General features: G+C 56.7%; 11 protein-coding genes. 10 read left to right on the plus strand and 1 reads right to left on the minus strand.

Features of this window, described 5'->3' with window-relative positions; genetic code table 11:
• Window positions 1–52 precede the first annotated feature (52 nt).
• From AABO57_27295 to AABO57_27340, 10 genes are all read left to right on the plus strand, one after another.
• Window positions 53–1,186, plus strand: coding sequence for a hypothetical protein (locus AABO57_27295; GenBank protein MEK6289436.1), 1,134 nt, complete (start codon window positions 53–55; stop codon window positions 1,184–1,186).
• A gap of 239 nt (window positions 1,187–1,425) precedes the next feature.
• Window positions 1,426–1,635 carry a cold-shock protein gene (locus AABO57_27300; protein ID MEK6289437.1) on the plus strand — a complete coding sequence of 70 codons (210 nt, stop codon included), beginning with the start codon at window positions 1,426–1,428 and terminating at the stop codon, window positions 1,633–1,635.
• Between the two features lie 180 nt (window positions 1,636–1,815).
• Window positions 1,816–2,244 carry a DUF6335 family protein gene (locus AABO57_27305; GenBank protein MEK6289438.1) on the plus strand — a complete coding sequence of 143 codons (429 nt, stop codon included), beginning with the start codon at window positions 1,816–1,818 and terminating at the stop codon, window positions 2,242–2,244.
• Between the two features lie 128 nt (window positions 2,245–2,372).
• Window positions 2,373–3,284 (plus strand): hypothetical protein, encoded by a 912-nt coding sequence (locus AABO57_27310; protein MEK6289439.1) that lies wholly within the window; start codon window positions 2,373–2,375, stop codon window positions 3,282–3,284.
• A 551-nt stretch (window positions 3,285–3,835) separates the two neighbouring features.
• The gene (locus AABO57_27315) at window positions 3,836–7,123 is read left to right on the plus strand and encodes a carboxypeptidase regulatory-like domain-containing protein (protein ID MEK6289440.1); all 3,288 of its coding nucleotides are present in this window, start codon (window positions 3,836–3,838) and stop codon (window positions 7,121–7,123) included.
• Window positions 7,124–7,219: 96 nt separating this feature from the next.
• Window positions 7,220–8,914 carry a VWA domain-containing protein gene (locus tag AABO57_27320; protein ID MEK6289441.1) on the plus strand — a complete coding sequence of 565 codons (1,695 nt, stop codon included), beginning with the start codon at window positions 7,220–7,222 and terminating at the stop codon, window positions 8,912–8,914.
• A complete protein-coding gene (locus tag AABO57_27325; protein MEK6289442.1) occupies window positions 8,895–9,098 on the plus strand; it encodes a hypothetical protein in 204 nt (67 codons plus the stop codon). Before AABO57_27320 ends, AABO57_27325 begins: the two co-directional genes overlap by 20 nt.
• Window positions 9,099–9,222: 124 nt before the next feature.
• A complete protein-coding gene (locus tag AABO57_27330) occupies window positions 9,223–9,534 on the plus strand; it encodes a hypothetical protein (GenBank protein ID MEK6289443.1) in 312 nt (103 codons plus the stop codon).
• Window positions 9,535–9,560: 26 nt separating this feature from the next.
• Entirely contained in the window at window positions 9,561–11,054 is a 1,494-nt protein-coding gene (gltX, locus tag AABO57_27335; GenBank protein ID MEK6289444.1) for a glutamate--tRNA ligase, read from the plus strand.
• A 299-nt stretch (window positions 11,055–11,353) separates the two neighbouring features.
• Window positions 11,354–13,747, plus strand: coding sequence for a response regulator (locus AABO57_27340; GenBank protein ID MEK6289445.1), 2,394 nt, complete (start codon window positions 11,354–11,356; stop codon window positions 13,745–13,747).
• Between the two features lie 263 nt (window positions 13,748–14,010).
• Here AABO57_27340 and AABO57_27345 read toward each other — a convergent pair whose 3' ends face one another.
• Window positions 14,011–14,562, minus strand: a complete 552-nt coding sequence (locus AABO57_27345) for a hypothetical protein (GenBank protein MEK6289446.1) — start codon at window positions 14,560–14,562, stop codon at window positions 14,011–14,013.
• Window positions 14,563–15,021 lie beyond the last annotated feature (459 nt).

Here is a 15,021-nt window from a genome sequence, read left to right on the forward strand (position 1 = left end):
TTTGCCGGATGAGCTAAGAACGAACAAATCAAATCTAAACGGAGTCTAGCATATGGAGAAGAGAGGGACGCTCTTGAATCGTCTAGCAGTCGTACCTTTGCTGTTGGTGTTCCTGTTGACTGCGGCCGCGAGTCGGGTTGCCAATGCCTCTCGCGTTCACAAGTCTTTCGCCGCGCTCTCCGCCAGGTTGTCTGAGACTGGCGGTTATTTCGACTCGGACAATCTCATTTCCAACGAAACCTCCTATCTTCACGTGGTCGGCAAGCTGCGCGAGTTGGGAGTCAGCGGCGGCGTTTATATCGGAGTCGGACCGGATCAGAGTTTCTCCTACATCGCAAAGATTCGCCCGAAGATCGCGATCATGATCGACATTCGCCGTGACAACCTGCTCCAACATCTGCTCTTCAAGGCGCTGTTCGCCCGGTCGCGGAATCGCATCGAGTATTTGTGCACCTACTTTGGTAAGCCGTTTCCAAAAACCAAGGGTTGGGAGAATCGCAGCGCAAAGGATCTCGTTGAATACATCGACGGCACTGCGTCCGACGCCAGGTTGTTCGAGAGGACGCTGAAGGAAGTACGCCAGGACGTTCAGAAGTTCGGGATACCGCTGTCTCAGTCGGATCTGGAAACCATCGCGAAGGTACAGCGGGCGTTCTTTGGCGCCGGGCTCGACATACGCTACTCGAGCTACCATCGCCCCCCTCGTTCGATATACCCACCCTATCGCGACCTGCTGCTGGAGACCGATCTCGCGGGTCAACAGCAGAACTACTTCAACTCCGAAGACGATTTTCAGTTCATCAAGAAGCTCGAGGACCAGGACATGATCGTCCCGGTGGTGGGCGATCTATCCGGCCCGCAGGCGGTGAAGGCCATAGGTCAATACACCGCCGAGATCAAAGAGCGGGTGTCGGCCTTCTACGTCTCAAACGTCGAGTTTTACCTCCAGCGGCAGGGTACGTTCGACAAGTTCGTCGAGAATCTCAAGGCGCTGCCAATCGACAACCGGAGCGTGATCATCAGGAGCTATTTCAACTACTACGCGCCCGCGCATCCGCAAGCCGAGCCGAATCATTTCAGCACCCAGTTGATGGAGCGGATCGATGACCTGATCAAACAGTGCGCCGGCGGCGAGTGCGATTCCTACAATGACATCGTGACGAAGAACTCGATCATGCTGAAGTGAGCGGGAACCAAACACCGTGGCGCGAGCTCACCTAGAACGGCCCTTTCGCCATCCACATTTTGGTTGACAGCTTGTTATTGGATGTGTAGGATTGGCGCGTTTTGTTCAGCAGTAGTGTGAGGAGGACTGAAGTTGAAGTTAAGGTATTGCGCGTTTGAAAGTTTTAACCGCAACGCTCTTTGCTTTAGCTCCGATCATCACTCTGCATATTCACTCTAGATGAAAAGGAGAAGAAAGCATTGAGAGAAACAGGAACTGTTAAGTGGTTTAACGCGACGAAGGGCTACGGGTTCATCACCCGCGAAGGCGGTGACGACGTGTTCGTTCACTACTCTGCCATCGAGGCCGAAGGATATAAGACGCTCAACGAAGGGCAGCGTGTAGAGTTTACTATCACGCAGGGTCCAAAAGGCCTGGCTGCCAGCAGCGTAATCGCGGCTGTTGCTTAGTCGTGCGTTTACCGGCGAGTCCGGCGCTGCCGGGCTCGCCTTTTCTCTATCTCGCCTTTTATCCCACACGCTCTTACTTCAACTACAATTCACAAGCCCTCTTATGTTTTCCCTCGCATGTTTCTGTGCTAGAGTTTTCGGTGTGGACACCGTGGCGATCAGCTTAGGGGGCGAGTCTGTATGGCGGACAAGATGGCGGAGAGGGCTAAAGAAGAATTCATCGATGCCGGCGATGCGGAGAGCGAACAATACGAGGCAGATGAAGAAGTGCAACAGGAGTTCTCCGATGCGCAGCGGCTGGCTTCGGGAGGCGAGCGGCTAAGGCGCGAGCTTCGAGAGCACCATTCGCGCACGCCGGTGCTTTCCGCGGGAGACATCGACGCCGACTGGGCCCGTGCCGACATCGGCGACGAGACTGTCGGCGGATCAGCTCCGACGCCTGACCAGGACATAGTCGAAGAACTGGGCGAAGCCGTCGGGCTGACCTACGAGGATAACGAGCCGCTGCACACGACTGAAAAAGTGGAAGAGCGCGACCGCAAACGCTGGGAACTCGATCCGGCGTCGTCCGAAGACTACAACGATCGGGTCAACCGCGAAGGCGAGTGACGGTTCTTTCGCGCTTAACAGAACCGCCCGCTCGAGTGCCTGTTGCGCTCAGGTTTCAAACTGGAAAAGCACTCTGATATAATTCGCGACCGTAATAGAAAAATTGAAAAAACGGCGGAGGCCTTAAAATGCGGAAGTCTTTGCTCTCGTCGCTGATGTGCGTTGCAGTGATTGCGTCTTCGGCTCTCGGGGACACGATACACTTGAAGAACGGCAGTGTGCTCAAAGGCAAGGTGACCAGCTTCGCGGACGATCAATTCATTGTCATGCTTGACACCGGTTCGGGCAACTATCTGAGCAAGGCCATGGTTTATATGGGCGACGTTGCGCGAATCGAGTTTGACTCATCTGCCTCCGCAGGGGACGCGGCCAGCGCCCCAACGCCCCCACCCGAGTCTTCACCGCGCATGATCGGCGACACACAGCGGCGCGAAACCGTGACCCGCACCGTTCCGGTTAGCGAAACGCCGGTGCGCAGCTCACCGCCTGCCGACCCTCAGCCGCGCGAAGCGGGTCCTCCTGAGTCGCAGCCTGCGCCGACGCCCGTGCGCGAGCCGGAATCACCCCAACCAGAAAAGCCTCCGGTTACCAATCCTTCACCGGTGACTAACCCACCCGCTTCCGAAACTGCCGAGGGCGACCGCTTGACTCGCAAGCCGCTGCTGCCCGTGAAGACAATGACAGTCGACGTGGCTGCAAAAAAGGACTGGACGAGTTCGGGGCTGATAGTCAAGCGCGGCGACCACATTCGCGTTACTGCGAGCGGCATCATCACGTTGGATCCTGTAAGCGGACGCACGAGCGGGCCTGAAGGCGTCACCGATCTACCCGATCCCAAGAGGCTCATGCCCGACCAACCTACCGGCGCGCTCATTGCCGTTATCTCGTCCGACAACGATGACTTCATCTTCCTGGGCCGCGCGGGAGAGTTCACTGCTACGCGCGATGGCCTTCTGTTTTTGTCGGTCAACGAGGGCCTGCTCTCCGACAACGTTGGAACATTCAAAGCCGTAGTTGAGGTGCTGGCCCAACGAAAATAGAAACGGACTCCATCCAGAGTAATGGCGCATAGGCGCCAACCGGCTCATCAAGTAGTAGTCGCTTAGCTTGGCGAGTCGGCGCCAATTACCGCGCTCTCCCGACGGTCAATTTAACATCTATTTTCCTTGACTTGATTCCCCCCTTGAAGTAGCCTTTCCTTTCCCGCGAGGCTGTTATTCAATTCTTTCACAAAGATGGCGACGGGCAGGCCCGGAGAGTAACGATTCAAGCGAGCCCGTACGCTATCGCTCGGCTAAAAGGCTAGCACGCGGGGCGCTCGTTTCAGGCTAATAGTTTTTCATTTGCGATCGCTCACGTAATAATGGACGCACAAGATTCCTCGAACCCGTTTTGCGATCGCAAGCAAGAAGTGTTTGAAGCCAGGGAGGAGAACGCTGCTTTCAGCAGGACAATTCACCGCGCAGCTAGCCTCTCTATCAATCGGCGTAACAAAGCCGTGTAAATAACACAGAGCTTTTGGGTGTCGCTGCGATACGCGCGCATCACCCGTGAATCAACGACCACACTTTTACATTAGGAGAGGCAGGAAATGTCAAAACCAAAACCATTCCGTTCACTATGCGCAGTGCTAATGATGCTGTGTCTGTGTGCCGCCGCTGTTCCGGCGATGGCCGTTCCGGCGATGGCGCAGTCAGAATCCAGCACGGGACAGATCAGAGGCATTGTGACTGATGCTCAGGGAGCAGCCATCTCGAAGGCGACCGTCACCGCCACCAACAAAAACACCGGCCTTGCGCGCTCGGCGCCCAGCAATGACGACGGGCTATACGCGATAGTGCTGCTACCGCCCGGTCCTTACAACGTATCGGCGGAGGCGAGCGGCTTTGCCGCAAGCACGATCAGCGACGTGGAAGTGACCGTTGGCCGAGTTAGAGATCTCAATATCTCGATGGGCGTAAGCGGCGTCCAGGAAATGGTGAGCGTCACGGCGGGCGCGATTCAGGTTCAGACGACTCGATCCGAAGCGGACTCTGTATTGAACGAAAAAGCCATCGAGAACCTCCCGATCAACGGCCGCCGCTTCCAGGACTTCATCACGCTTACACCGACTGCTCAAGTCGATCCGTCGCGCGGTCAGATCTCGTTGGCCGGGCAGCGCGGAATCAACGCGAATGTCAACGTTGACGGCGTGGACTATAACCAGCCGTTCTTCGGGGGCATCCGCGGCGGCGAGCGATCCAATACCGCGTTCACAATCCCACAAGAGTCTATCAAGGAATTTCAGGTTGTGGCTTCGGGCTACTCGGCTGAGTTTGGCCGCTCGACTGGGGGCGTTGTCAACGCCGTAACCAAGTCTGGAACCAATTCATTTCATGGCTCGGCGTTTTTCACGGAGCGTCCGAAGCAGGCTTCCAGGAAGACTGCGTTCTTCGAAGCGACTGCGCAGAACCTTAACGACACGAGAAAGAGCCGGGGACTTGACCCGATTGAGTTCGTCCCGGCGCCCACGCGACACATGTATGGCGGGTCGTTCGGAGGGCCTATTATTAAGAACAAAGCGTTCTTTTTCGGGGCCTATGAAGAGCAGCGGATAAGCATCGGCCGCCAGGTCTTCTTTGATACCCTCGTAGGGTTACCCAATACTGCAGGGACTCTGGAAGCATTCAACTTCTATCAGTCGCTGCAAGAGCCCTACCAACAAACCAACGCTGCCAGGGCATTCCTTGTGCGGGGCGATTACGAGATCAACCAGAATCACCGTTTCAACGTCCGTTTCAGCCGTAATCGAACCGTAGAAAAGAACGCAGTCTCAGTAGGCAACGCGCTGTTCCCGACGATAAACAGCTCCCTTTCAAACAACGGCACCGAGATAGACCAGCTTTACACTATCATGGGCCAGTTCACGAGCTTCTTCACTTCAACCATGGTCAACGAAATGCGAGCCCAGTTCGCGCGTGAGGAACGGCCACGTCCGGCCAATGCCTTGGAACCGCTTGTTACGAACTCGACGATTGGCAGTTTCGGCACAGTGAGCTTCCTCGGGGAAAACGTCCAGTTTGACAGGCGCTTTCAGATTGCGGACAACCTGACCTTCAGCAAGGGCAATCACACGTTCAAGGTTGGCGGCGAGTACAACCATACGTTTGTCGCGCAGACGTTCGGCTTCAACCAGTTCGGAACCTATAACCTGTCAGGTTCCAACGTCCCAGTTCTTCTCGACATTCTGTCGCTCTCGCCGGGATTTGTGCCGACGCCACCCGCGACTACAGTCCTTAACCGCTTCGACTGCATCTCTTCAATAGCTGCTTGCGCCGGGATCAATGTCACCTACCAGAGGCAGATCGGCAATCTCCAAGCGGCGTATAAAGGGGACGAACTTGCCTTCTTCGGTCAGGATTCCTGGCGCCTTCGTCCGAACCTGACAATGAACTACGGCCTTCGCTGGGAGGAGCAGTACAATCCCTCCGCGCAAGCTAACAACGACACACTTATCAATAAAGTCAAAGGGTTCCAGTTCCCGTCGGGACAAGTTTATGACCCGAGCTTAATTCCGGATTCAGGTGGTCAGTGGGGGCCGCGACTCGGACTCGCGTGGGACCCTGCAGGCGATGGCAAGATGGTGGTTCGCGGCTACTCCGGTATCTACTTCGCGCGCACGCCGCTGCTTCTATTCGCGGATCCAGTTAACAACTTTCGGACGCCGCCGGGCAACGTTACCGTCACGCTACCGTTCAACACAGCAAGCATTCCGGCGGGTAACCCGCTAAAGACCTGCCAAACAATCTATTGCCAGTTCAACTTGATTGGCATAGACCTCAACAAGTTCACGCTCGATAAGCTGCCTGTCCTCACGCCGGCCCAGCTTTCAGAAGTCGCCACGAAGCTCGGCCTCAGTCCCGATCCGTTCTTCAATGCGCAGTTGCTTTCCGTGTCGCCGACCTTCAAGAATCCGAAGTCTTACCAGGCAGGCCTCGGCATTGAACGCGAGATTTTCCCCAGCTTCGTCGTTGGCGCAGATTTCACCTATGTTAAGGCAGTTCACCTCGAGCGTAACCGTGAAGTGAACATACCATTACCGACACTTGCGACTACGACTTTGAGACCCGTCTACGGGGTGAGCACCCAGGCGAGACTGCGCCCAAATCCGCAGCTCCAGGGCTCGCTACAGCTTCGTGAGTCGTCAGCAAAGTCGCTCTACCGCGCTCTGACGTTCAGCGCGAAGGTCCAGCGTAAATGGGGCCAGTTCAACGCCTTCTACACGCTGTCGAAGTTGTTGGCTGATGACGACAATGAGCGTAGCTCGGGCGGTGTGGCTTATCAGGACAGCTATGACTTTTCGTCTGAGTACGGTGCCTCGGACCTTGATCGAAGGCACCAGGTCGTTATCAGCCCTGTCATATTCCTTCCGAAAGGATTCGACTTTTCAAGCGGTATCAGGCTGCGTTCAGGGAGGGCGATCGATGCAAGGATCGGCAGTGACGTGAACCAGGACGGCGTAAACAATGACCGCCCGTACCTCGCGCCTGGCGTAAGTTTCGAGCGCAATGCGTTCCGCAACCTGGCTGTCTACAACGTTGATATGCGTGTTCAGAAGCGTTTCCGCCTGCACCGCGAGAATATGCAACTGGCGCTCTCGATGGAGGTATTCAATATCTTCAACTTGAGCAATATTCAGCTTTCAGGCAGCACTGTGACCAACTATTGCACAGGCACACAGACTGCCTCCAGCAACTGCGGGTTCCTTGGGCCAACGAGCCCGAACTTCCTACAAACGATTGATCGAAGCCCGACCAGTGTGCGCTTTGGACAATTGCTGCTGACGAACACAGGTGGCGAACCGTTCCAGATGCAATTCGGAGCGAGGTTCACGTTCTAGCAAGTTCGTCTGATCAAACTTCAACCAACGGCGGTGGTGAGTCGCAGCTTGCCACCGCCCTTTCTTTTCCAACACAAGTCAGCGCCAGAACGCCGTGTGCCCTGCTTCGCCAGTGACGCCCCGGCAGTTTTTCAATTCCCCTTGCACCCTTTTTGTCAAAGTTCCATATCAAACGGCGAGGAATCTTGTCGTATCGATGGGCTGAGGGCGGCGCTCCACGAAGTCGAAGTCGAACGGCCGACGAGTCACAGCGCGGTCGTCGGACTCAAGGACAAAGCCGTAATTCCAAACAAAGACTTCATTCTCAAATACGATGTTGCCGGGCAGCGCATCGAAGACGCCCTGCTGACCCATCGTTCGAGTCCGGGCGAAGGATTCTTCACCTTGATCCTTCAACCACCCGAGCGAGTGATCGTGCGAGACGTGATGCCCAAGGAACTGGTCTTTGTGCTCGACACGTCGGGCTCGATGACCGGCTTTCCGATCGAGAAGGCGAAGGAGACGATGAAGCTGGCGCTCGACGGGCTCTATCCGCAAGACACTTTCAACCTGATCACGTTCTCCGGCGACACCAGCATTCTGTTTCCGGAGCCGGTCCCCGCGACACGGGAGAATCTTGCAAAGGCTCAAGCGCTTCTGTTGTCGCGCTCGGGCGGCGGCGGGACCGAAATGATGAAAGCGGTTCGCGCCGCGCTCGATCCTTCAGACGCGCAAGACCGCGTTCGCATAGTTTGCTTCATGACCGATGGCTACGTCGGCAATGATATGGAAATCATCTCCGAAGTCCAGAAGCATCCGAATGCTCGCGTCTTTGCATTTGGAATCGGCAACTCGGTTAATCGATTCCTGCTCGACAAAATGGCGGACGAGGGCCGCGGCGAGGTCGAGTACGTTACGCTCAGCGACGATGGCTCGGCTGCGGCTAAGCGGTTCCACGAACGAGTTCGCAATCCGTTGCTCACGGATATCTCGATTGACTGGTCAGGCTTGCCGGTAACCGATGTTTATCCGAAGCGCCTACCCGACCTGTTCAGCGCGAAACCGGTGATCGTCAGCGGACGCTACACCGCGGGGGCGCGCGGCGTGATCAAACTGAGAGGCAAGGTTGCAGGCCGCGACTTCGCGCGCGATGTTCCCGTCGAGCTTTCAGAGAACGAATCGCGTCACGACGTGCTCGCGACGCTATGGGCTCGTACGCGCATCGACGATTGGATGAGTCAGGATTACAGCGGCATCCAGAATTCGAACGCGCGCGACGATATCCGCGAGGCGATCACGCAGCTTGGTTTGGACTCTCGATTGATGACCCAGTTCACGTCGTTCGTTGCGGTGGAAGAAATGACAGTGACGGACGGCGGCGAGCCCAGAAGAATTGAAGTGCCGGTCGAAATTCCTGAAGGCGTCAGCCACAAGGGTGTGTTCGGCGAACGCGAGCAAGTTTTTGAGATGCTGCAACTCAAAGCGGATCTACGGGCAGCTCCGCAGTCGATGCCGGCGACGGTGACCGGGACAGCACGAGCTAACGCGTCGCCGCCGCCTCCACCGCCTCCAGCGCCGAAAGTCAAAGCAAGAACAGCCTCAGGCGCAGGCCCCTTTCGCGGCGGCGGGATGGGCTCGGGAAGTGGCAACGGAGTTGGTCCCGGCAGAGGATACAACATGGGCCGCGGCTCGCCGCCCGCCCCGCTTTCGCCTGAGGAAAAGAAGCGGCAGGAGCTTCTCGCAAGGCTTAACCCGTCAATCGCGGCCGTCATCGAGCGGTTGAAGAACAAGAATGCACAGCCGGCCGGCTGAGATTCAGGTGTGGCTTACGGACAAATCTCCTGAGGCAATCGCTCAGCTCAAGCAACTCGGCTTCGAAGTCGTGCTGGATCCCAAGACCGCGAAAATGATCATCGGCCGCTTGCCGATTGAGAAGCTTGCGGCGCTGGCCGAGCTCAAGGTCGTGCGTTACGTTGCTCCGATGACGAGCAATTGAATCGCATCTTCGTTCTTCGCCGATCAATAGCGAAAGGCAAGCTCGCGTGAGCTTGCCTTTCTTTTCATCAGTCACAGATAATCGCAATTTGAACTATGATAACTTCAAAGTCTAGGAGAACAGCATGACTGGCGAAGAGATGGAACGAGCGATTGAGTTTCTGATCAATCATCACGCAAAGGTGAGCTCAGACATTGAGGGGTTGAAAGAGGCTCAGAAGATTACTACCGCAAACATCGCCTCGCTGGTTGAACACGCGGAGGTCGACCGGCGCGAGATGCGAGAGACATTTGATAGCGTGGCCGAGGAAATGCGGGACGGCTTCAACAAGCTGATACTGTCGAACGAAGTCACCCGTGATCTCTGCAGTCAGGTTGCCCGCCTAGCCACTCAAACCAGCCAACGAGTGACAGTTCTCGAGGACCAACTCAAGTAATCTTGAGATGAACGGAAGGGACTGCAATGACCGGCGCCGTACGAGTTCGCTTCGCACCCTCACCCACCGGCTATCTTCATCTGGGAGGCGCTCGCACGGCGTTGTTCAATTGGCTCTTCGCTCGCAAGCACGGCGGCGTATTCATCCTACGTATCGAGGACACCGACATTCAACGTTCTTCGGAAGAGATGGTTCAGGGCATCCTCGACGGAATGCACTGGCTCGGCCTCGACCCCGACGAAGGACCTTTCTTTCAGTCGTCATTCCTCGAGCAGCATCGCGCGGCCGCACGTAGATTGATCGAGGAGGGCAAGGCTTACTACGACTTCACGCCTAAAGAACGAACGGACGACCGCACCGTCAAAGAGAGAATCGTTGACCGAGGGCGAGCCCAGGCCGGCGGCGCCAAAGAGCCAAACCAATATCGCGACTTGCCTCTCGAAGCAGCGATTCGACGCGTTGACGGGGGCGAGTCCGCGGCGATCAGGCTGAAGATTCCCGAGCAAGGCGTCTCGCGATTCGATGACCTGGTGTACGGTCCGCAAGAACGCGATCACTCAGACATCGAAGACCTGGTGCTTGTTCGCTCGGATGGGCATCCGCTTTATAACCTCTCGGTCGTGGTTGACGACATCGAGATGCGCATCAGTCACGTCATTCGCGGTCAGGACCATTTGACCAACACTCACAAGCAGGTGCTTATCTACGAAGCGCTCGGCGCACCCGTGCCACAGTTCGCGCATCTGCCTCTGATAATGGCGCCCGGAAGAGAGAAGCTGTCCAAGCGAAAGCACGGCGAGGTGGTCTCCGTGACGACTTATCGCGATCGTGGCTTCGTCAGCGATGCGTTGGTGAATTATCTTGCGCTGCTTGGATGGTCACCAGGATCGGATCAGGAAATAATGTCGCGCGAGGAACTGATTGAGAAGTTCTCTCTGGATGCGGTTAACAAATCGTCGGCGATCTTCAACTTCAACGAGAAGGACCCGCGTGACTGGACCGATCCGAAGGCTCTGTGGATGAACGGGGAGTACCTCCGCGCAATGCCGCTGGACCAATTGGTTCCGCTTGTCGGCGAACAGTTGAAGTCGTTCAACCTCTGGCGGTCAGAGTGGGCGTCAAATGAACGCGCGTGGTTCGCTCGAACCGTCGATCTTCTAAGGGCGCGTTATCGCACGACTCAGGACTTCGCGACATTGGGACGCCCATACTTCTCTGACGAGTTCGACTACGACCCCGAAGCGGTCAAGAAGAACTTAAAGGATGAGCGCCTGAAGGACTTACTACCCGGCTTGGCGGACCGGCTGGCGCTGCTTGATGACTTCAAGCACGACGCCACGGAGGCCGCACTGAGAGCCTATTCGGAGGAGCAGGGCGTCAAGGCTGGATTGTTGATCAACGCGGCGCGCACCGCGCTAACGGGCCAATCGGTAGGGCCGGGGATGTTCGACATAATGGTCGTGTTAGGTCGCGAGCGTACGGTCGAACGGCTGCGCCGCGCGCCTGCCTTGTTGGCCTGAAGGAACAGATTTCACAGTTCTTCTCGAGTTAAAGTCTCGCACCAACCGTCACTGGTGTATTACAACACTCACCCGTCCGGGTTAGACGCTGGTAAAGGAAACCCATTTCGCATTTAGAAAGACTTGGTGGCAAGATGACCAGGCTGGTGCGGAGGTTGAAGGCTAAAGCACGGGAGGGTTAGCGCAAAGGTCCGGGAAATCCCGTTGACCCGGCGACGGTTCAACTTTTATCCTCTCATCAGGTCCAACCCTGGGGCACCTGAGCGGTCTGCGAACAAATGGAATCTCAATCTGGAAACATGATTATCACTGGAATCGAGCCCGTGGATGAGCTGCTGGGCGGACTCGATCGCGGTCAGCTTTATCTGGTCCACGGCGAGGCGTCGGGCAAGTCTCTTTTCGGAATCAAGTTTCTGATTGAAGGGCTCAAGCAGGGGGAGAACGCCGCGCTGGTGATTCGCTACTCACCCGAGGACGCGATCCGGCGCTTCGCGCGGCTCGGCTATGACTGCCTCGAGGACGTCTACAGCGGCCGGCTGGTGATACTGGAATACTCCGACGACATCATTCAGAAAATTGGGGGGCTCCGCGAGCTTACGCCGGTGCTGCGCGAGCTGGAGTGGCTGCTCGGCGAAACGCGGCCCGAGCGCTTGATCTTCGATCCGGTCGCAAGCGTCCTGGCCGGCGCAGAGGGCAACCTCGAAACGCGCGCGCGTGAATTCGCTGAGTGGGCGCGCTCATTCGGGGCAACGGTTGTGCTGATCGCAAACGACTCCAATCACGAAATTGTCAGGTGCTTCGAGCCTCTGGTCGCAGAGTCGTTTAGGTTTGACGTTAGAGAAGCCGGCGACCAAGCTGCTCGTTTTATCGCGTTCGAAAAATCACCCGCTATCCCAGATCAGGCAATCGAGGTTGACCCATCTCGAGGCGTCTTCTTGTTAGGACGGTTGTATGAGCCAGAAGTCGAAGACTCGCGTCGAGATGCGCCTCATCCTCCCTCGGTCGCTGACCTCGCATCGATCAGGGAGGAGTTGCGCTCGGCGCGGGACCGCGTCGTCAAAGAGGAAGCCGAGCCGCCGGCCGATGTCGATATGACCGGTGAAGTTTCATCTCAAACGGATCGCGGCTTGCGCGCGCCTGATACGGGGCAACTCGTTTCTGACGTACTCCGCCGCGACAGTCTTCAGACGCAGAAGCTCACCCCGTTGGAAGAAAAAGACTCCCAGGCTCCGCGAACGAGCGGGACGTCACAGCCGCAGGGCCCGGTATCGAACGAGGAGCTCGAGCTTCAGCTTGAAGAACCTTTCGCATCGTCCGCACCATCGGGGCAAGTCATCGAAGGTAGGATAGACGAGTTGTCTGATTTGCTGGATGACCTGACCGGCGCCGCGTCTCCGCTTGACCTTGATGTGCTGGAGCGGGAATCTTCCTACGACAAAGCGGACAGACCGAGCACGGATCGGCCAGGCACGCAAACAGCGCAACAACCAGCAGTCGAATCGCGCGAAGCGCAGTCTTCTGTTTCTAAAGATATCCCTGAAGCGGCTTCCCGCGACCGAGATGGCGATCCCGAAAAGTCGAGCCCACCAAGACATGTCAGGGCCTCCGATCTCAGAATTGATTCAGCGATGGCAGCGCGAGCCGTAGAGATGCTGCTGCGCCCTCCGGAATCAGGCCCGGAATTCTCGTTGCCCGAAAGCCACCCGGCGCGGCCGCACGCGGTTCGCGAAGCGCTTCAACCGGAGCCATTGGGAGAGGCTGAAGTCCAGCCGAAGGATTTCAACGTTCTGATCATCGAAGACGACGTGGAGACCTGCGAGCTTGTAACCCAGACGCTCGGCGATTACACGCTCGAAGTTGCGCACGACGGCGTGAGCGGTCTTGCGAAACTGATTTCTTTTAAACCCGATCTGGTTGTCTTGGACTTCGATCTTCCTATTATCGACGGTTTCAAAGTTCTGACCCTGATCCGTTCGGCCCTCAACGTTCCGATCATCATCGTGTCAGGCTCGCGCATGCGTGCAATCGATCGCGTGATGGCATCGGAGCTTGGAGCAGACTATTACCTCACCAAGCCGTTCAGCGCGAAAGAGCTTAAGCATAAGGCGCGGCAATTGATCGCGCGCTACCGAGGTATCGGCTCTTGGATAACGAATCCGTCGAGCACGTCTCGCGCGGTGTCTGCCGCTCGCGGCTCTGAGCCAGCGGCCGGTTCTACGGCGTCCGGGCCCGAGCTGTTTACTCCATACTCGGAATTCTCCGCGGAGGTTGAGAAGAGAGTCAAAGCGGCGATGGAGAACGGCGCGCCCTTCTCGATAGTAGGATGCCGGCTCCCGGATATGACCGCGAACGGCGGGTGGCTGGCGCTGCGGTTGTTTGAGATAGTCTGCGGACTCGTGCGCGCCGCTGACCTGACGTCTACCAATCCGCGCAATGATCTGGTGATATTGCTCCCCGATGCCGGCGCGTCCGGAGCGCGAGCGTTTGCCGGTCGCTTGCAGGAGCGCGTGATCGAGGAATTGAAGCAGGAACCTAAGCTCTGGATGCGCAGCTTTCCCGACCTCGAAGAATCGACTGAAGCGGCCGCGACCGGCGGCAAGCGTGCGCACGGCGGCGGTCACAATCGCCGCTCAGGCGATCAAGCAAACCCAAGCGCAAGATCAAGCCAGGCCGGCACCGTCGCTCAAAGATGAGCAACCCGCTAAAAAGGCCGACACGCGCGACTCATACATAGACTCCCTCGAGCATCTATAAAAGTGTTTGGCCAGCCGGCATCACCGGGCGAGACTCGGAATATAGTAGCTTACTAAATCCATCTTTATCTCAATATCTTCTCCAATAGTTGATATAGCTCTATGGCCACTCTAATCTTCGCTGGGGCGAGTCAAGGTCACATCGTAAGCTTCGAGATGCAATCCACCAGTGCTATCGTAAATCGGTTTGCAGGTTTCACGATCTACTCGATGCGGACAAATAGTCCTGTGACGTGGAGGCTCGCTGTGCGTGTGGCAAGCTGGCTACGAAGTCCGGCTGGGTCTTCACCGGTGCCTAAGCTTCGGCGAAGTCCAGTGACATCTCTAACGTACGCGAAGACGGTTTCGAGTATCCAATCTCCGGACTTCTTGTAGTCCTTTTCCGTTAAGACGAACCGGGCCTGGCTCGCTTGGTTCGGCTTAACCTCCACAAAGATGTAGTCGTATTCGTCGTGTTCAATCGGCCACGGTAGCGGCACGTCAATGACTATTGTACGTCCGCTGCTCCAGACGTCCAGCGGGCCCTTTCGCCGAAATAGATATATTGGCGACTTGCTGTTATTCTTTACTCTGTAGTTGGCTACTATGTTTTGCCCGAACCGCAAATTCTGTCTCGTTAGCTCAACAGTGACAACTATGCCATCGGTGGTTTCAGCGGTTGCCCGCCTAACCGTGGCGTCCTGTCCGTACAACACAGGAGAGCTGATTGTTGCAACTACAAGAAGCGTGAGTGGGTGATGCCTTATTGATATCATGGATCCCTAGTGCAGAACCGTCCTAAGCTGGCCTCCCGCCAGTCCACCGGGAATTCTCAACTCTTGCTTGATGATAACCTCCCGCCTGATCGCTTCGGAATGCCCTATTGAATAATTGAACGCGTCCTATCCCCCCGCCTCGACGCCCAAACTAGATTCTCTGCCGATTCGTGTATGAAGAGGCTCACGGGTTCAACTCTTTGACCAACCCCGGAACTTTGAGCGGCTGTCTCAACGTTTTCGAAGCCAGTCCCCACAGCGATCTGGGTTATTTGGCTGTTGGTGTTGAAAGCCATCGCAAAGAACACTCGGTCAGCCGCCCTGCGCGATGCCTAAGCGATGTGTTGGGTTATCGTACCTGCGCGATGCTGCCCGATGTGCTGGGTTATCGTATCGTACGCCCCGATATCTTCCTCGCGCTTGCGGCGGAAACTACACCGCCGCCGCGCGCTCCGGTTT

The organism is Acidobacteriota bacterium (genome assembly GCA_038040445.1).
Classification (GTDB): domain Bacteria; phylum Acidobacteriota; class Blastocatellia; order UBA7656; family UBA7656; genus Onstottus_A; species Onstottus_A frigus.

Excerpts from the sequence above, each read along its gene's own strand:
- AABO57_27340 (MEK6289445.1), top strand. The coding sequence starts at position 11,354 with ATGATTATCACTGGAATCGAGCCCGTGGATGAGCTGCTGGGCGGACTC.
- AABO57_27310 (MEK6289439.1), top strand. The coding sequence starts at position 2,373 with ATGCGGAAGTCTTTGCTCTCGTCGCTGATGTGCGTTGCAGTGATTGCG.
- AABO57_27305 (MEK6289438.1), top strand. The coding sequence starts at position 1,816 with ATGGCGGACAAGATGGCGGAGAGGGCTAAAGAAGAATTCATCGATGCC.
- AABO57_27345 (MEK6289446.1), bottom strand. The coding sequence starts at position 14,562 with ATGATATCAATAAGGCATCACCCACTCACGCTTCTTGTAGTTGCAACA.
- AABO57_27295 (MEK6289436.1), top strand. The coding sequence starts at position 53 with ATGGAGAAGAGAGGGACGCTCTTGAATCGTCTAGCAGTCGTACCTTTG.
- AABO57_27315 (MEK6289440.1), top strand. The coding sequence starts at position 3,836 with ATGTCAAAACCAAAACCATTCCGTTCACTATGCGCAGTGCTAATGATG.
- gltX (MEK6289444.1), top strand. The coding sequence starts at position 9,561 with ATGACCGGCGCCGTACGAGTTCGCTTCGCACCCTCACCCACCGGCTAT.
- AABO57_27330 (MEK6289443.1), top strand. The coding sequence starts at position 9,223 with ATGACTGGCGAAGAGATGGAACGAGCGATTGAGTTTCTGATCAATCAT.
- AABO57_27325 (MEK6289442.1), top strand. The coding sequence starts at position 8,895 with ATGCACAGCCGGCCGGCTGAGATTCAGGTGTGGCTTACGGACAAATCT.